Source organism: Allobosea sp. 2KB_26, assembly GCF_052115715.1.
Taxonomy (GTDB): domain Bacteria; phylum Pseudomonadota; class Alphaproteobacteria; order Rhizobiales; family Beijerinckiaceae; genus Allobosea.
Map to the genome: position 1 here is coordinate 556245 of NZ_JBFRHE010000003.1, position 16594 is coordinate 572838.

Sequence of the window (16594 nt, forward strand, 5' to 3'; positions counted from 1 at the left end):
TATCGCGCAGAGGCCTGTCCGCCGGAACCATCGGTCCCGCCTATTTGGGCAAGCGTTTCATCCGACGTTTCGAGGGAGCGTGCGGGCCAGCTCGTCAGACCAAGGTCCGTTCCAAACCGCTGGCGAGGAGGGATATAATCAGCGACCACGGAAGGGAGCGCTTAACGTGATACGGCGCCTGTTCCTCACGCATCGAATAGCCTCCGCCGGGCCTGGCTCCAGCGCGTCGAGGCGTTTCCCCGGCCCGTGCGCCAGGTTGGTCGTCGTGGCGGCGTTGCCGCCATAAACGCCCTCAGGCCTGGCTTCGACTGCGGGGGATGGCGTGACCAAGATGACAGACAGCATGCGTGCCACCATGCTCGCCAGTGCAGCGAAGCTGCGGTCTGGCTGGCTACCGGGGTCGCAATCGGCAAGCCCGCCGGCGGCGACGGTTGCGATTGCGGGACGAGGCGATCATCAGGAACCGCATCGCCTCAAGCCCCCGACTTCAGCAGGGCCGCTGCACCAACCGCCCCGCGGGATGGCTGCGGCGCCCCGCCATCAGCACAAGGGGCGAAGCCAGGCCGGCTTCACGCTCGTCGAAGTGCTCGTCGTCCTCAGCATCATCGGCCTGGTCGTCGGCCTGATCGGCCCGCGCGTCGTCGGCTATCTCACCGACGCCAAGGTCTCGACCGCGCGCATCCAGGCCACAACGCTCTCGAACGCGGTGGAACTGTTCTTCATCGACAACGGCCGCTACCCGCTGGAACAGGAGGGTCTCCAGGCGCTGGTCGCGGCACCGTCGAATCTGCGATCCTGGAACGGCCCCTATCTCAAGGGCTCGACTGTTCCCCGCGATCCATGGGGCCGGCCCTATGGCTATGCCGTGCAGAATGATGGGCGCGGCTTCGCGATCACCATTGCCGGCAATGACCGGCCGGGCGGGGGCGAGGATAGCCTGGCTCAAAGGCAGCTTTCCTCGCAGCGCGGAAACGTGACCCGATGAGCGGCTCCCGACGCTTGGGTTCCGGGATCGCCTCCGTCGCGGAATTCTGGGCCAAGGAGCTCCGCGCATCGCTTCCCGATGCGCTCCGCAGTTGGGCCAAGCCCGAACGCCTCCTGCGGCTCGTCATCCGCCCTGCCGAGGATCACGTCAGCATCACGCTCTTCGCTTGGGATAACCGGGAACTGTTCACCGAGCGGGCAAGTTGGGCTGAATACAGCCGCAGCGTGCTCAATCGCTGGAAGGACCGGGCAGCCTCGTTCGCGCCCAGCAGCCGCATTCGGTTCGTACTGTCGGCTCCCCAGGCCATCGCTCAGTCCCTCGTCATCCCACGGCGTGCTCAGGTCCGTGCCGAAGACATCGTTCGGGAAAACATCGCCCGGAAGACCCCGCTGAAGCCGGACGAGGTCTTTGTCGGCTATGATCTGAGAGGCGCAGCCGCCAGCAAGCTGGAGCTGCGTTATCTGCTGCTTCCCCGCGCGGTGCTCGATCAAATGCTGGCGCGCCTGGCTGTCGCTCCTTCCGAGATCGCGACGCTGGAGGGGCCCGCCTTCGAAGGCCTGCCTCCGGCATCGGTTCCGTTTGCGCAGAAGCCACACAGGCCGTCTCCCTGGTTCAAGCGGATCGCCATCGCGCTCGTGCTGCTCTCTGTGCTCGGCGCAGTGACAGGGTATCTCGCCCTCGCCTGGCGACAGGCCCAGCTCCTGAAGAGCATGGAGACGGAGATTGCCGAGATCTCCGGGCCCGCCCAGCAGTCAACGGAAAGCCTCAGGTCCGTCTTCGGGCTCGCCGACGACGTCTCGCGGCTGACCGCGCAGCGGAGCACTCCCGGCATCGTACAGGTCTGGGACGAGCTTTCCCGCATCCTTCCCGATTCAACCTTCCTGACGGAACTCGAGATCACCGGCACCACTCTGCGCGCGACCGGCTATTCCGACGCGGCTCCGGCCCTGATCAAGCTGCTGGAGGAATCGCCGATCCTGCACAATGCGACCCTTTCCGGCCCGTTAGTGTTCGACCGCAGCACGGGCAAGGAGAATTTCTCGCTCCGCGCCACCCTGCGCCAGGCCCGTCTCCCAGCCGAGGAGGGCAAATGAGATGTGGCGACAAATCAAGAGCTGGACCCGTTTCATCGCCTTCGTCGCCGCGAACGGATTGATCCTGGCGGGGATCTATCTGTTCATGATCGACCCCGCGCTCCAGATCCTGAGGGATCAGGAAACCCAGATCACCCAGAACGCCGTCATGATCGAGCATCTCGGTTCGGCTGTCGCGCGCAGGCAGTCGTTGTCAGCGCTGCGCCCTGAGGATGTCGATGGGGCCAGGCGGCGCTTTCTCCAGGGCGATACCGAGAGCCTTTCGACCGCCGACCTGCTGACCCGGCTTCGCGAAGTTGCCGATCAGCACGCGGTGAGCTTCAATTCGGTGGCAACCTTGCCGGCGCGCAACTGGTCCGGACACCGCATGATCGGAGCGAGGGTCGAGTTCACCGCTGCGACGCCACGTATCGCCGAAGTCCTGTCGAGTCTCGAAGACGGCTCTTCGTTCTTCTTCATCCGGAACGCCAAACTGACAGCGCCGAGCGAGGCAGAGGCCATCGACAACAAACTGGGCGTCACGATCGAGATCTATGGGGTGACGCGATGGTCAAAGGGCTGAGCGTCGGCAGGACTGGCCTCGCCAAGACGACAGGCTTCGCAGGCCTTGCCGCGATGACGGTCTTCGCCGGAAACTTCGCGTGGCGGAGCCTTGCGGGCCCAATCGATCCCCCGCCCGCTTCCGCGGTGACGAAGGCCGCATCGATCACGAGCGATGCGCTCGCTCCGCCGGCCGAGTCGCCGCGCTATCAGCCCGGCATGTTGAATACGAGACCGCTGTTCTCACCCAGCAGGCGGCCGCCGGCACGTGTCGTCGCCCGGGCTCCCCTGCCAGAGCCGGTCGCAAGCCCGGTCTTCGAACCACCGCCGAACTATCTGATCGGGGGGGTCGTCGTCTCCTCCGGCTTGAGCAAGGCGCTGCTGCGCCGACAGTTGCGCGAAGCCGGGCGCTGGTTCGCCCTGGGCGAAGCGACCGATGAGGGGTGGGTCGTCGCATCGATCAATCCGGAGATGGTGACGCTGGCCCGTGGAGCACGGCAGGTGACGCTGCCTCTCCACGCCCGCGCGCAGGGCCAATCGGCGACGATGACGCGCTGAGCGCTCCGCTGGATCTTCGGACCGGACATTGTATCCGCTCTGATGCTCCAACCTTCATTGATCGCATCGACTGTCCTGAAAACCGCGCTCCACTTTTCGGGCCGATGCTCTAGCCGCCGTGAAACCGCCAGAGCCAGGCATCGATGATCTCGGCCATCGATGCACCGGTCAGGATTGCAAAGCCCGCGACCGACGCGACGCCCAGCCCCAGAAACGGACCGAAGGGCAGTGGCTGCCGGGCATCGAAACTCGAATCGAGGAAGCGGCGCGCCAGCAGGTAAAGCAAGGCCGAGAGCGAGGCCAGGACGAGGGCGAAGGGGAGGCCCTCCATGCCGGTCCAGGTCCCTGCTGCGGCCGCGAACTTGACGTCGCCGAGCCCGAGGCCGTCATAGCCGCGATAAGCCCGAAAGGCCCGTTGCACGAGCCAGAGACCACCACCTCCGAGCGCAGCCCCGGCGAACGCCGAGACCGGATCGGTCACACCGAGAAGGAAAGATGCCGCGATCCCCGATGCGAAGATCGCCAGGTTGACCGGATCGGGAATGATCATCTGCCGGAGATCGACCGCGGCCGCGTAGCAGATCAGCCCGGCGAGAACCGCGAGTGCCGCAAGGTGAGCGAGATCCGGCATCTCCCAGCCCCTAGAGACGATGCTTCAGCATGGCGACATTCGCCCGCCAGCGTCAGCATCCGAACGCGGCGCCCCTTCACGCCATTCGCGGATACGATAGCCCGTCGGCAGGTCCTGCGAGATCTCCACGACGGCGTGGCGCGCGACGCGCACACCGGAACCGGTCAACGCCTCGCTCCCGATCAGGAAAGCCCTGCCTGCCGTTTCAGAGATGTAGAGGGCCGGCAGGTCCCGTCGGGCCACCTCCCGCGACAGGGCGCCCCCCCCCGGCGCCAGGGCCACAAGCAGTTGAAGAGGGGCGACGGTGGGGTCGAACCCGGTGCTGCCGGAATTGACGGTGACCAAGGGGAGAAGCGCCTGAAACAGATCGCGGCCCACACCGGGAATTTGATTGAGCTCGAACACTGATTTCAGCGCCCGTACCGAGGAGGAGCTCCCGGATGCCGCGCTGCCCGTGTCCTGCGAGAGCTCGCGCAATCCCCTGATGTTCCGCACGATCAGGGCTGCCGCCTCGCCGTTCGCGCTCACACCTCGGATGAGGGCATCGACCAGTTCCATGTTGGCGGTGTTGAGATCGACCTTGCCGCCTTCGTCCGCGACGGAGATCGCCAATGTCCAGCCATCGCCCAGACTGCAGCCCAGCGGCGAACCGTCAGCACTGAAGCGGCCAGTGCGAGCCCGCCCCTGCGAAGTGCCGGAGAGGAGATCGAGGATCGCGATCTTGATGCCGATACTCGCCATCGCCTCGGCACGGGCATGCTGCGACAGGCTCGCGGCCTCGATGGCGCGATAGCGCGCCGCCACGATGTAGGTCATGAACAGCAGGCCAAGGAGCCCGGTCGCCCAGATCACGACGAGCAACGCAAAACCGCTATCGTTGCGGCTTTCCGCGCGGTCCGCTGCCCTTGGGTTTCCCGCAGGCAGACGATGGGGATAGCGGCTCGGCCGTGCTCTCATCATCTGCCGCCCGAATCCAAGGCAAGGACCCAGGAACTGTGGCGCTGCCCTCCGGAAATGTCATTCCCAAAGCGAGAGTGGTGGTTGCGGGCCATCGGCAGGCAACCACCGGCACGCAGGATGCAGGTCAGTGACGATGCCCCGCATGAGGGTCTTTCTTGTTGGACGCAGAGACATAGGACATGGCGTCGACATAGGCGATCAGATCCGCCGCATCATTCTTCGACAGGCCGAGCGTCGGCATGCGGATCTTGTACGCTCCCGACAGCTCGAGCGCGATCGGGTCCTTCTTGGCCCGCATCTGGTCGGGCTCGATGAGGTAGTTCACAATCCAGTCGCGATCCCGGCGAGCCGTGAGCGCCTGTAGGTCGGGGCCGACGCGCTTGCCGCTGCCGATGGTATGACAGGAAGCACAAGCCTTGATGAACAGGGCTTGGCCCGGCAAGCCGGTCGAGGTGGCCGCGATCGGGCGCTCGCCACGCGCGGCCGCGCCGCCTTCCGCAGCCGACTCGGCTTTCCCCAGCTGGTTGCGCCAGTCGGGATCCATCGACTTGATCGTCATGGCCAGCGTGTTCAGGTCACTGAAGGCCGAATCCTTGGCCCACTCGCCGGTCACGTCATTGCCCAGCATGATATCGCTGCGGTGTTCGAACACCTTGCGGCTTCTCTCGCCAAGCTTGTGCCGGAGCACGGTGATGTCGGCGGGATTGCCGGTCAGGAAGACCCAGCCCGGCCCCGTCTGGAACACCTCGGCATAGTTCTTGAGCTTGTCGGGAGTGTCGACTTCCGGTTCGATGCTGATCGAGACAAAGAAAATCCGACTGCCCACGAGGTCGCCGAGCTTGTCCTTCACCTGCGCCAGGCGCGCGGTCATCACAGGGCAGATGTCTCGACAGGTCGTATAGATGAAGCTGACGACGACGATCTTGCCCTTGATGACGTCATCGTAGAACTGCAGCGTCTTGCCGTCCTGCGTGATGACCGGGACGTTGGGCAGGTAGCCCGGACCCCAGGGTGAGCCGCCAGGGGCCGCAATGCTGCCACCGACACTTCCAAACAGTGCAAGAACGGCGCTGATCGCAAAAAGTCGCCTCAGCATGAACGGTCCCCTTATCGTAACGAAGGCGGTCTCGACTTCGGCCCGACCTTCGGGCGGTTGCGCCTACTCAGGTCTTGGAAGCCACTTTCACAGACCTCGGATCGCCTTCCGGCAGAATCTCGGGCTGTTTCCAGACCACGCCATTGGGTGTCGGGATCGGCGTCATCGTCGGCACATAGTGTGGCTGCCCCTTGTAGTTGGGGTCCCCGGGCGGCGGGGTGAGCAGCTGGTAGCGCAGCAGCATCGCGAAATCCTCGTGAACCGTGTTGTGGCAATGGTTCACATAGGCGCCGCCGAACTCACCGAAGCGCACCTGGAATTTCACCTTGCCCGAGGGCCGCAGGCGCCAGACATCCTTGCGCACGAGCCTTTCAGTATCCGGAATGGAGAGGCTGCCCCGGTCCATGGTGACGCCCTCCTCGAAGTGGAGGTGGATGGGATGGTCCCAGCCGCCGCCGCCATTGACGAGCGTCCAGTGTTCCACCTCTCCCGGCTTTGGAATGAGGGCGGAGATACGGTTGGCGTTGAGCGTGTGCGCCGCCTGACCATTGACCTTGATGCTCCAGGGGAAGGCCTTGATGTCTCCGCATTCGGGGATGCACTGCCCGTCCGCCCCGCGTGAATCGCCGTCCCCCGACCGGCCGAACTCGATCACCCGCTCGCGAACCGGCGCGACGATCGGAATCTGCGCGGTCAGTGTCTTGGTCCCCGCCCTCCACTCGGGATCGGCAAAGTTGGCGCTGCGATCCTTGTCGATCGGATTATTGGCGTTGTAGACCTTGCCGGGGTTGTCGACGCTCTGGACCTGGCTGACGACCCTGAATTCGAGGATCGGGCCGACGCAGGGGTCGTCATCCCGGCCCTTGAAGGCCTTGTCCATGGAGACGGCGCCCTTGGGCTTGCGTCCGTCGGTCTGCTCCAGCAGATTCACCAGAAAGACGCTGTCACCCGGCGCAAAGGCCGAGAAATCGACGACGATGTCGTAGCGCTCCGCAACGCCCTGCTCGTCCAGCTCGGTGAGCAGAATCGGGTTGACCACCAGGTTGCCGTCATTGGCGATGAAGTAGAACGGTACCTTCGTGCCTTGCGAGAACCGTGAGCTCTTGTTCACGCCCAGTGCGAGCTTGATGAAGCGCGACATGGACGCATTCAGGAAGCGGAAACGGTAGCGTCGCGGCAGCACCTCGAAATGCGGATAGTAGGTGCCGTTGACGCAAAGCATGTCGCCGAGGAAGCCGTCGGTGTCGAAGATGTCGAAACGGCACTGGCCATCGGCGTCAAAGGCAGGGTTCGAAATGACCATGTTGACGTCGAAGTCGAGATTGCCCCATTTCAACTGCGCGCCGCTCGGCAGCCGGAGGTTGATGCCGTCGTCGAGATCCTCCCGCCCGCGATCGGGCCCACTGTAGAAATTGCAGAGCGCGAACATGCCCTTGTGGACGTTCTCGGCCGTGAAGAAGAAGCGGTGGTCGTGGAACCAGAGGCTGCCCTGGATTTCCCGGAAATCTCCGGGAACGGGGACGAGCCCATCGCCGTCGTCGGGGCCGGAGCATTTGCGCACATAGTCGCGGTCGCCCGTCGGCCAGAGGCTCGGCATGTCGCGCCGCGCCATGGTGATTCCCCAGTGATAGTCATAAAAGGTCCCGGGGAAGTGGAAGGCGTTGCAGGCGCCATCGCTTTCGGCGCCATTATGGGCGTTGTGGAAATGGATCGAGATCTCGTTCCGGCCAAAGCCGCCATTGGCCGCCCTGTCGACCGGGAGATCATTGTACATCCGGGTCAGGACCGGCTCGCCATAACGCGCCTTGATCAGGATCGGCATGCCGAGACCGTTGCGCGTGCCCGCCATATTGCCGGCTTGTCCCGGCTGCCGTGAGCCAAAGCTCCACATCGCGTTCGGGTTCTGGTCGGGCATGCCGTCGCAGAACTTGTTGCCAGGCCTGGCCTGCCCGATCGACAGCAGATAGCCCTTTTGGGGATAGAGTTCCTCCCAGCGCTGATGCGCGAAGAACTCACCGGGCGGACGCCCTTCCATCGGTCCGACCCCGGTCACCGGATTGCGGTACACAGCGCCACGGGAATTGCTGAAATCGGTGTGATACGAGAAATTCCTGGCTGGCGGTTCCTGCCCTCCCCCCGCGAACTGCCAGGCGGCGTCGCCATTCGACATGCGCAGAAGCGGGACCGGCTTCTGGACTTCGGGCCGCCGCATGGCGTCGTGATACCTGACCGCGCCAAAGATGGGGCTTCGTGGCGCCCCTGTCGGCACCTGCGCATAGGCGCTCTTGGCGAAGGGACTGAGCCCATGTTTCGCGATCAGCAGCCCACCGGCGGTGAAAAAGCCCCATCGCAGCAGGTCGCGTTTGGTGATCTGGCCCACCGAGAGGGCCCTGACGATCTCGAGCCGGTTTTCGAGGGCCCGCCGAGCTTCTCTCAACCGGACGCCAGTGGTTTCGCGTGGAAGATACACAACCGCCTCCCTCCGTGCTGAAAACGAGCAAAATATCGGAGGAATTCTAGTTTTCAGGCGGAGGCGACTGAAGGGGCGAAGGTCGGTTCGCGCATGGAACCAAAGTCCGTGACCTTGGTCGTACGACCCTCTTGTCTTGCCTGAAAACGATTGCGGCTGGGGAGATTCTACGGAACGGCCAAGTCACTGAAACGGTTCAAAACACAGACTGAAATTCATACTCAAACCGAAAACTGCACAGCCAATACAGACCTTGCAACGAGATCTTCATGCCAATGAGCAAGAACAATCATATCACTCTGGAATAATAGGAAAATTGAGCTCAAAATCCTCCAACCTACGTTGGACAATAACCCTGACATGTAGATTGACGAGACGTGGGAGCCGCTCGGAATTTTTCCATTCATCATGCCAGCGCCCCGGCGCCCCCTCCTCCAGCGAGCCGAAATAGCTGAATGTGGCCGAAACCACGCCCCGTGCAAGGACCTCTCCCGTGTTCTGGACCGACAACGCGGCGGCACCAATCGACATCAGCGCTGAGCCGAAAACCAGGGCGCCGGCGCCCTGCGCCCCGGTGTTCTCACTCGCAATCGTGATCGCAAGTATTCCCCCTGCCTGCGCGTCTCCGTTGCTCAAGGTGACGAAAGACACCCTGTCGGCGAGACCTTCGAACATCACCAGCGGCCGCTCCGTCGCACGCGGTTGAACGAGTGGCAGCGCGCCGGCCAGCCAGCCGGAGATGGCGGCCGCCCCGACGGCGATCTCGGCGCCGCGGTCGCGCAGCCGCCCCGCCTCGGCGACCCTGCTCGCAAAGCTCAGCGTCAACGCGAAGAGCCCCAGCGTCAGGGAGAGCAGGACCAGCCCGACCAGCACCTCGAGAAGGACGAAGCCACTGGTCCGGTCGCCGGAATGCGAGCCTTCGGTCATGGCCCGGACCTCGGTGCAATTTCGAGGGACGACAAGGTCACGGAGCGAGTGCCATTGCTGACGGGATCGGAGACGGTAACGTCGACCCACAGGCTCTCGACCTGCCGGTTCTCGCCGAGCTTGACCGAGCCATAGCTGCGTACGACCGCACGCCATTCATAACCATTGTCGAACCTGGCGGCCGTCGTTCCCGGCCGCAGGGGGAAGTCCTGCCCGGCAGATGCCAGCTTGCTCCTGGCGAGCAGCGTCGCGAAGGTCAGGAAGCTGGCCTGACGGTCGCCGCGCATCGCCACGGCAAAGGCGGTCAGGAGCGAGGCCAGGACGACCACCAGGATCGCAAAGGCGACCAGGAACTCGAGCAGCGTATAGCCCGCCTGGGCTGCGTTGCTGACGCCCTCGCTCCGGGCCCTATTGATCGAGCGTGACATTGCCGGTGGCCCAGCTGACTCGAACGCGCGCTGCGACCTGGCTCAGCTGCAAATGGATGTCGCCGCCGGTCGAGCGCCCGCTCGGCAGAAACCGGATGCCGCCGACGCTGGCGGAGCGCCGCTCGGCCTCGGCCAGCGCCATATCGATGCTGGTACGGGGCGTCATTTGCGTTTCACCGATCACGGGTGAGGCGTAGGTACGCCGGTCCGCATCAATCAGGAAGAGCATGTCCCGGCTCTGCGCCATGGCTGCAGCGCGAGTAACGCGAAGCGCAGCCGCCAGGCGGGTCGCGTCGGCGGTCACCTGGGCCTGCGATGGCGTACGCCTGAGGAGAGGCGCAGCCATGGTCACGGCGAGGCTCAGGATGGCGAGGCCAATCAGCACCTCGATCAGCGTGAAGCCTGCATTGGCCGGTAGGACGCGTCCTGTGCCGGTCATCGCAACGCCAGTTCATTGATCGAGAGCACAGCCCCCATCACCGAGAAGATGATGACCGCGATCATGCCCGCAACGAAAATCGTGATGACCGGGGTCAGCGCCGCGAGCGCGCGAGAGGTCCGGACCTGTTCCTGGCGCTCGAGGATCACGGCTGCGCGCAGCAGCATGTCCTGCAAGCGCCCGCTTTCCTCGCCGACCGTGATCATCTGCTGAGCCACGGGAGGCAGCGCCTCGGCTGCCGACACCGCATCGCCGATGCTGACGCCCGCCCGGACATCCGTGACGGCCCGGTCAAGCCGCTCGCGGGTATGCTGGTTCTTGACCAGGGGACAGGAGGCCTGAAGCGCCTGCAGTGGCGGAACACCGGCCTTGACCAGGGTTGCGAGGGTGCGCGTGAAACGCCCCGCCTCGCGAAGTTCTGAAATGCGCCCGATGACGGGGAGAGACAGGTAGAGCCTGTCCAGCTTGATCCGAAGTGCGGTATTGCGCCGGGCCGCGATGATGCCCAACCCGCCAATGATCAGTACCGCAGCGGCAAGGCCCATGATCCACGCCCCGTTCTGCCGAACCGCTTCCATGGCTGCGAGCACCGTCGGCAGCTTCATGCCGTTTTCCAGAAAGAGCGGCGTCACGGCCGGGACCAGCAGTCCCAGAACGATTGAGATCGACACCGCAGCAAGGCAGACCAAGAGGGCCGGATAGGCCATGGCGGAACGAATCCGGCTCCTGATCTCGACACGCCGGTCGAGCAGCTCGGCCAGTTCCTGCATGGCGCCGCCGAGATCGGCGCCGACATCGCCCGCCTGAACGATGCGGATATATTCGGGCCGGAAGCGGCCAGGCATTCCCTCCATGATCTCGGCCAGCGTCGAGCCCTGCTGAACCCCCTCCATCAACTGAAGTGCAAGCGCGCGCATCCGCGGCTCTTCCGTGGTCGTCGAGGCGATGCGCAAGACGGTGTCAAGCGGCAGGCCCGCCTGCAGGAGCACGGCGAGATCGCGGGCGAGGCGCGCGAGCTGCGCGTCGTTGATCCGCCGCGAGCCGCGCTCCAGGCTGATCTCGCGAAACAGGAAATCCCCTCCTCCCGAGGCCCGGACCTCGTAGGGGGTGACGCCGCGAGCGCGAATGATGTCGCGCGCCTCGTCCGTCGACGCGGCTTCGACATCATCTTCGATGAGGTTTCCCGCTCCATCGAATGCCTCGAAGTGGAACCTCATGGCTGTTCCACCGTCAGCGCGGTCGTCACGCGCAGCACTTCCTCGACCGTCGTCAGGCCCCGCCAGGCCTTGGCGACGCCGTCCTCATACATCGATCCTCCGCCAGCCCTGCGCGCCATGCGCTCGATCTCGATCGCGGGCATGCGCTGCAGGATGGCCCGCTGCACGGTATCGTCGACGACCAGTAGCTCCGCGATCGACAGCTGGCCGCGGAACCCGCTGAAGCCGCATTTCTCGCAGCCGTGGGGCCGTAGCAGTTTCGGCGCGCCGAGTTGGCGAAGTGCCGGAACCGTTTCAGTTAGTTGCTCCGCGATCTCGTGCGCGACCTCGTGCGGCTCTGCGCAGGCGGTGCACAAGCGCCGCACCAGCCGCTGGGCCATGATCCCGCGCAAGGTCGAGCCGAGCAGGAAATGCTCGATCCCCATGTCGATCAGGCGCGTCACCGTCTCGGCGGCGCTGTTCGTATGCAAGGTCGAGAAGACGAGATGGCCGGTCAGCGACGCCTGCACGGCGATCCGGGCGGTCTCCGTGTCACGGATCTCGCCGATCATGATCATGTTGGGGTGATGCCGCAGGATGGCCCGCAGACAGGCCGGGAAATCGAGGTTGATGGTCTGCTGGACCTGCACCTGGCTGATGCCAGCGAGCTGATACTCGATCGGGTCCTCGACGGTGAAGATCTTCACTGTCGGGCGATTGACGTGTTTCAGCATGGTGTAGAGCGTCGTCGTCTTGCCGCTACCGGTCGGGCCCGTGAGGAGGATAATCCCGTTCGGCTGCTCCATGACCCGGTGCAGCACCGCGATCTGAGCGGGCTCGAAACCGAGACTGGAAAAATCGAGCTTCACCCGGCTGCGGTCGAGCACGCGCATAGTGACCGTCTCACCGTCGATGGTCGGGATCGTGGCGACGCGGAAATCGATGTCATTGCCGCGGATGGCCAGCTTGATGCGCCCGTCCTGCGGCAGGCGGCGTTCCGCGATGTCGAGCCTCGCCAGGATCTTGATGCGCGAGATGACGGCGGCCCGCAGCCGTGCAGGCACCTCCTCGGTGACGCGCAGCATGCCGTCGATCCGGTACCGGACGGAGAGCCCATTCCCAATCGGCTCGACATAGATATCCGAGGCGCGGGCATCGACGGCAGCGGAAATGATCTGGTTGACGAGGCGGATCACCGGCGCCTCGCTGGCGCTGTCGCGCAGCCGCTGCAGGTCGTGTTCGCTGGGATCCTCACCCGCGTGAACCGGCGCCGCCAGTGCCTCGGCCGAACTCATCTCGCCATAGAGCACCGCGGCGAGCCGCTCGAACTCCGCCAGCGTGATGACCTCGTGGCGGATCGCATGGTCGACGACGAAACGCACCGAATCCAGCGGCATCTGGTCAAGCGGGTCGACGACAGCGAGCGTCAGCGTGCCCGCCTCCAGCCGGATCGGCAGAATCCGGTTCTGAATCACGAAGGAGGGCGGCAGCCTGTCGGTAAGAAGCGGCTGCAGCCCCTCGTCGCCTGGCGCGTAGAGCGGAAGCCCGAGATACCGTGCGAGGCTGAGCGCGAGATCCGCCTCCGACATGATGCCGAGCTTGGCCAGAACGAGGTCGAAGCGATCTCCGGCGGTCGCCGCGGCGCGCTGGGCGCGGCCAATCGATGTCGCATCCAGAAGCCCCTGCGACAGCAGGAATGCTCCGAATTTCTCCGAAAACGATCGGCTATGCGGATCGTTTTCTGCCAGTGCGGTTCGAGCGTGCTCGGTCATGCTCCCTCCATGGGAAGCCCAGTGCCGGAGATCGCCCTGATGATCTCCGTATCATCGTAGCACGCGCTTCGCGTTCTGGATCACGACACGACCGGGATTGCGCGTCGGGGCAAAGGCCTCCACCTTGCGCCGGTATTCGTCGGTGACCGCCTTCGCCTCGTTCAGGTCCCGCACGACGCGCGGCGTCAGCATGATGACGAGCTCGGTCTTCTCGACCTGATCCCGCTTGTCCTTGAACGCATTGCCGAGCAGCGGGATATCGCCAAGGACCGGAACCTGCGTCGCCACCCGCGATGTCCTGTCCTGGATCAGGCCGCCCAGCGTAATGCCCTCGCCATCATTGACGACCACGGTGGTGCGCACCCGCCGGCGCCCGAATGTGGGCGAATCGATGCCGGAGGTCGTGGTTCTCTGCACGGTCGAGACCTCCTGCTCGATATCGAGCAGGACGCGGCCGGATTCATTGATCCGCGGCGTGATGTTGAGGATCACGCCCGTGTCCTTATAGGCGACCGAGTTCACGACCGGGGCGCCGGGCGTCAGCACGCTCACCGCCGACTGGGTCGTGATCGGCACCTGATCGCCGATCTGCAGGGTCGCGGTCTTCTTGTCGACGACCATCAGGCTCGGCGAAGCGAGCACGTTGACCCGCCCGACCTCGGCGAGCGCATTGATCGTAACATTGGCCTGGGCTGCCCTGAAAACGTAGGAGAAGCCCGGGAACGCGGCGCTGATGGCCCCGTCGATCGCATTGGTAAAGGTTCCCGTCTGATTGCCACGCTGGTTCTGGAGGAACCAGCGGACGCCGAATTTGAGGTCGTCGTTCAGCGTCACCTCGGCGATCGTCGCCTCGATCAGGACCTGATTGGGAACGATGTCGAGATTGGCGATGACCCGGGCCACCCGCTTATAGTCTTCCTGGGAGGCGAGGATCAGAAGCGCATTCTGCGCGGGGTCGGCCACGACCTTGATCCGCGGCTCGCCGCCGGGCCCGCCCGCCCCGAACCCTGTCGCGGCCGGTTCGGCGGCAGCACCATTCTCCTGACCTCCCGTGGCCAGGGTCGAACCGCCAATGGGCAGGCCCGAGAACATGTCGAAGCTGCGGCGCGGCGCACTGCCTCCGAAGGCGCCCGAGAATCGGTCACCGCCCGTGCCGCCGCCCCCTGAGAATCCGGTGGCCTGGACCACCTGGCCGCCCGCGCCAGCTGCGTCCGGTTCGGAGCTGCGCACCCTCTGCCCGCCGCGCCTGCCTGCATCGCCGCCGCCGGTGACCTCGCTGGCAAAGATCGAGTTCAGGACCTCCACGAGTTCCTTGGCTTGCCGGTTGCGGAGCACGTAGCTGTGGATTTCGCGATGCGGCCCGGCGGCCTGATCGTCGAGGCGGCGAACCCATTGCTGGGCCTCGCGCAGATATTGCGGCTGCCTCGCCATGATCAGGATGGACTTGAGCTTCGCGTTCGGCACCAGTTGGACCATGCCGCTCATCGCGCCTTCGGCATTCGATGCGAAGATGCGATTGACCCCGTCGACGATGGCATCGGGTTCGCCGCCACGGACCGGGACGAGCGCGAACGACATGCCCTTCATCGCGTTGACGTCGAAGACCGAAATGGCCTCCTCGATGGACGTCATCTCCTGGGCTGTGCCCGAGATCAGCAGTGCATTGCGGGATGTGTCGACCCGCACCACCCCGCCGAACGATACGATCGGCTCGAGGATGCGCTTCATTTCCGTCGCCGCGATGTACCTCATCGGCACGACCTTGACCGAGTTCCCGATCTGCTGGCCGCCATCCGAGCCCCCGAGCCTCGCCCCCATCGCCGCCTGATCGGCCGTCACGACCCGATAGATATTGCCGTTCTGGACGATCGCGGCGCCCACAGTCCTCAGGGAGGCCTCGAACAGTTCCGCGATGCCGGCGCTGTCGACCGGCCTGGTCGTCTGAATTGTGATCCGGCCCTCGATCTTCGGATCGACGGTGAAGCTCGCCTTGAAGATATCTCCCAATACGGCCTTCGCGCCTTCGGTGACCGAGGCGTCGACGAGATTGAGCGTATAGGTCTGCCCCCCGGATTCGTGCCGGAGTGGGCTTGGCATCCGCGACTGGTCGGGATTGCCCGTGAATTCTCCTCCTGAAAAGACCTTGCTGGCTTGCGCCGGCCCGGCGCCACTCGGATCGGGGAGGCTCGCATAGGGTCCGAAGGGGCGCTTCTTGCCGTCATCATCGACAGAACGCGTCGAGTGAGTGGCGTTGACCTGTTTCTCGAAGGAGACGAACCCGGTTTCCTGGCAGGCGCTCAGCAGCAGCGCCCCAAGCAAAGCCAACGCCATGCATCTGCGGCTTTCCGAGAGACGAGGCTTCCTGCCATCTACGGTTGTACGAGCCATGTCCTGCCAACTACTGACAATGAGGTAGGCAACGCTATGCTGGTACTCTCCGCGAGTTTGGCGAACGATTCGTTCGATTCCAATTAAATTCGATCAGACATCATCTTATTCTTTGGATAATCAGCGTTTATGCAACAGTGTCTCGGGCCGTATTCATGGGCTCTTCGAGCTTTTTCCCTGCAGGCAACGCACGCGAAAACAAATAGGGGACAGTAACCGGAAGCCCGCAGCAGAAGAGATGCCCGATGTTTCTCGGGCTCGCCAGCAACGAAGATCCTGGTTTTCACCACTTAGACGGATACCGAACTCACCATCGAACTTCTTGATGCCGGCATCAGCGGCTACGCGCTGAAATCCAGCGCGACGGAGGAACTGTGTACGGCGATCGATGCGCTACGCTGCGGCGAGCTGTTCGTTTCCCCTGCTTCGCAGCCCGGATCATCCGCGTCCTGAAGCACAAACCCTGCAACACGCGACCAGTGCCGATTCCGAACTCCAGGGCCCGGGAACATCAGATCGTCAGGCTGCTTTCCAGCGGCAAGCAAAACCGGGGATCGCAAGTGCCGGGTCGCTGAGCGAAAGGACCGTGAAAGGCTATATGACGCTGCTGATGCAAGAGCTCCACGCCCGCAATCGCCTGGAGGCCGTCATTGCCGTGCAAAGCCTCAGCCAGGCAACTCTGCGTGGCGACATCGAGAGTGATGGCCTGGCCGGGCTGTCCGGTTAGAAACGGGCCTGCTAAGGCGCCCTCGCCACCATGGAATCGTGGTCACGGGCCGCGCCTGTCTGAAGCGATGCCCCAGACAGCTCCTTCGTGTCGGCTCTGCTTCAGCGTTCCTTGAAGATCCTGTTGGCATGGTCTGCGAAGGGCTTTGTCAGGAATGACAGCGCGGTTCGCTCTTCGGTGGTGATGAAGACCTCGACCGGCATTCCGGGCTGGAGCTTGCGGTCGCCGAGCGCAGCGACGAGATCGCCGTCGATCTGGATCTCGCCGGTGTAGAAATTGACGCCGGTGGTGGGGTCACGGGTGGTGGCCGGGGAGAGATGGCTGACGCTGCCCGGCAGCTCCGGGGTCGCGTTCTTGGCGAAGGCGGAGAAGCGCAGGCGGGC

At 64.3% G+C, this 16594-nt stretch carries 15 protein-coding genes and 1 pseudogene; 5 read left to right on the forward strand and 11 right to left on the reverse strand.

The window, feature by feature from the left end; genetic code table 11:
• Positions 1-331: 331 nt before the first annotated feature.
• From gspG to AB4099_RS13400, 4 genes are read left to right on the forward strand one after another with little or no spacing between them, the layout of a single operon-like run.
• Positions 332-985 (forward strand): type II secretion system major pseudopilin GspG, encoded by a 654-nt coding sequence (gspG, locus tag AB4099_RS13385; protein ID WP_441478467.1) that lies wholly within the window; start codon positions 332-334, stop codon positions 983-985.
• Complete coding sequence (locus AB4099_RS13390; protein ID WP_441478439.1) at positions 982-2079, forward strand: PilN domain-containing protein; 1098 nt, start codon at positions 982-984, stop codon at positions 2077-2079. Before gspG ends, AB4099_RS13390 begins: the two co-directional genes overlap by 4 nt.
• Position 2080: 1 nt before the next feature.
• Positions 2081-2641, forward strand: coding sequence for a type II secretion system protein GspM (gene gspM, locus AB4099_RS13395; protein ID WP_441478440.1), 561 nt, complete (start codon positions 2081-2083; stop codon positions 2639-2641).
• Positions 2626-3177: a hypothetical protein gene (locus AB4099_RS13400; protein WP_441478441.1), complete on the forward strand. Its 552-nt coding sequence runs from the start codon at positions 2626-2628 to the stop codon at positions 3175-3177. The genes gspM and AB4099_RS13400 overlap by 16 nt, the downstream gene beginning before the upstream one ends.
• A gap of 109 nt (positions 3178-3286) precedes the next feature.
• Here the strand turns inward: AB4099_RS13400 and AB4099_RS13405 are convergent, their stop codons facing one another.
• From AB4099_RS13405 to gspD, 10 genes are all read right to left on the reverse strand, one after another.
• Positions 3287-3808 (reverse strand): prepilin peptidase, encoded by a 522-nt coding sequence (locus AB4099_RS13405; protein WP_441478442.1) that lies wholly within the window; start codon positions 3806-3808, stop codon positions 3287-3289.
• A gap of 24 nt (positions 3809-3832) precedes the next feature.
• Positions 3833-4768, reverse strand: coding sequence for a hypothetical protein (locus AB4099_RS13410; RefSeq protein WP_441478443.1), 936 nt, complete (start codon positions 4766-4768; stop codon positions 3833-3835).
• A gap of 124 nt (positions 4769-4892) precedes the next feature.
• A complete protein-coding gene (locus tag AB4099_RS13415) occupies positions 4893-5864 on the reverse strand; it encodes an SCO family protein (protein ID WP_441478444.1) in 972 nt (323 codons plus the stop codon).
• A gap of 67 nt (positions 5865-5931) precedes the next feature.
• Entirely contained in the window at positions 5932-8334 is a 2403-nt protein-coding gene (locus tag AB4099_RS13420) for a multicopper oxidase domain-containing protein (protein WP_441478445.1), read from the reverse strand.
• Between the two features lie 294 nt (positions 8335-8628).
• Positions 8629-9261, reverse strand: coding sequence for a hypothetical protein (locus AB4099_RS13425; protein ID WP_113518281.1), 633 nt, complete (start codon positions 9259-9261; stop codon positions 8629-8631).
• A complete protein-coding gene (locus AB4099_RS13430) occupies positions 9258-9689 on the reverse strand; it encodes a type IV pilus modification PilV family protein (RefSeq protein WP_441478446.1) in 432 nt (143 codons plus the stop codon). Before AB4099_RS13430 ends, AB4099_RS13425 begins: the two co-directional genes overlap by 4 nt.
• Entirely contained in the window at positions 9670-10128 is a 459-nt protein-coding gene (locus AB4099_RS13435) for a pilus assembly FimT family protein (RefSeq protein ID WP_441478447.1), read from the reverse strand. Before AB4099_RS13435 ends, AB4099_RS13430 begins: the two co-directional genes overlap by 20 nt.
• Positions 10125-11345 carry a type II secretion system F family protein gene (locus AB4099_RS13440; RefSeq protein WP_441478448.1) on the reverse strand — a complete coding sequence of 407 codons (1221 nt, stop codon included), beginning with the start codon at positions 11343-11345 and terminating at the stop codon, positions 10125-10127. Before AB4099_RS13440 ends, AB4099_RS13435 begins: the two co-directional genes overlap by 4 nt.
• Positions 11342-13096 carry a GspE/PulE family protein gene (locus AB4099_RS13445; protein ID WP_113518285.1) on the reverse strand — a complete coding sequence of 585 codons (1755 nt, stop codon included), beginning with the start codon at positions 13094-13096 and terminating at the stop codon, positions 11342-11344. The genes AB4099_RS13440 and AB4099_RS13445 overlap by 4 nt, the downstream gene beginning before the upstream one ends.
• Before the next feature lie 51 nt (positions 13097-13147).
• Positions 13148-15427, reverse strand: a complete 2280-nt coding sequence (gene gspD, locus AB4099_RS13450) for a type II secretion system secretin GspD (RefSeq protein WP_162768435.1) — start codon at positions 15425-15427, stop codon at positions 13148-13150.
• A 445-nt stretch (positions 15428-15872) separates the two neighbouring features.
• Between gspD and AB4099_RS13455 the strand changes: the two genes are divergently transcribed.
• Positions 15873-16211 carry a hypothetical protein gene (locus AB4099_RS13455; protein WP_441478449.1) on the forward strand — a complete coding sequence of 113 codons (339 nt, stop codon included), beginning with the start codon at positions 15873-15875 and terminating at the stop codon, positions 16209-16211.
• A 101-nt stretch (positions 16212-16312) separates the two neighbouring features.
• Here AB4099_RS13455 and AB4099_RS13460 read toward each other — a convergent pair.
• Positions 16313-16594: pseudogene (locus tag AB4099_RS13460) on the reverse strand (HlyD family type I secretion periplasmic adaptor subunit); the annotation flags it as partial.

Bases quoted from the DNA above. Each gene is read 5' to 3' on its own strand.
- gspG (WP_441478467.1), top strand. From the start codon at position 332: ATGACAGACAGCATGCGTGCCACCATGCTCGCCAGTGCAGCGAAGCTG.
- gspM (WP_441478440.1), top strand. From the start codon at position 2,081: ATGTGGCGACAAATCAAGAGCTGGACCCGTTTCATCGCCTTCGTCGCC.
- AB4099_RS13430 (WP_441478446.1), bottom strand. From the start codon at position 9,689: ATGTCACGCTCGATCAATAGGGCCCGGAGCGAGGGCGTCAGCAACGCA.
- AB4099_RS13435 (WP_441478447.1), bottom strand. From the start codon at position 10,128: ATGACCGGCACAGGACGCGTCCTACCGGCCAATGCAGGCTTCACGCTG.
- gspD (WP_162768435.1), bottom strand. From the start codon at position 15,427: ATGGCGTTGGCTTTGCTTGGGGCGCTGCTGCTGAGCGCCTGCCAGGAA.
- AB4099_RS13390 (WP_441478439.1), top strand. From the start codon at position 982: ATGAGCGGCTCCCGACGCTTGGGTTCCGGGATCGCCTCCGTCGCGGAA.
- AB4099_RS13415 (WP_441478444.1), bottom strand. From the start codon at position 5,864: ATGCTGAGGCGACTTTTTGCGATCAGCGCCGTTCTTGCACTGTTTGGA.
- AB4099_RS13410 (WP_441478443.1), bottom strand. From the start codon at position 4,768: ATGATGAGAGCACGGCCGAGCCGCTATCCCCATCGTCTGCCTGCGGGA.
- AB4099_RS13440 (WP_441478448.1), bottom strand. From the start codon at position 11,345: ATGAGGTTCCACTTCGAGGCATTCGATGGAGCGGGAAACCTCATCGAA.
- AB4099_RS13400 (WP_441478441.1), top strand. From the start codon at position 2,626: ATGGTCAAAGGGCTGAGCGTCGGCAGGACTGGCCTCGCCAAGACGACA.
- AB4099_RS13405 (WP_441478442.1), bottom strand. From the start codon at position 3,808: ATGCCGGATCTCGCTCACCTTGCGGCACTCGCGGTTCTCGCCGGGCTG.
- AB4099_RS13425 (WP_113518281.1), bottom strand. From the start codon at position 9,261: ATGACCGAAGGCTCGCATTCCGGCGACCGGACCAGTGGCTTCGTCCTT.
- AB4099_RS13455 (WP_441478449.1), top strand. From the start codon at position 15,873: ATGCGCTACGCTGCGGCGAGCTGTTCGTTTCCCCTGCTTCGCAGCCCG.
- AB4099_RS13445 (WP_113518285.1), bottom strand. From the start codon at position 13,096: ATGACCGAGCACGCTCGAACCGCACTGGCAGAAAACGATCCGCATAGC.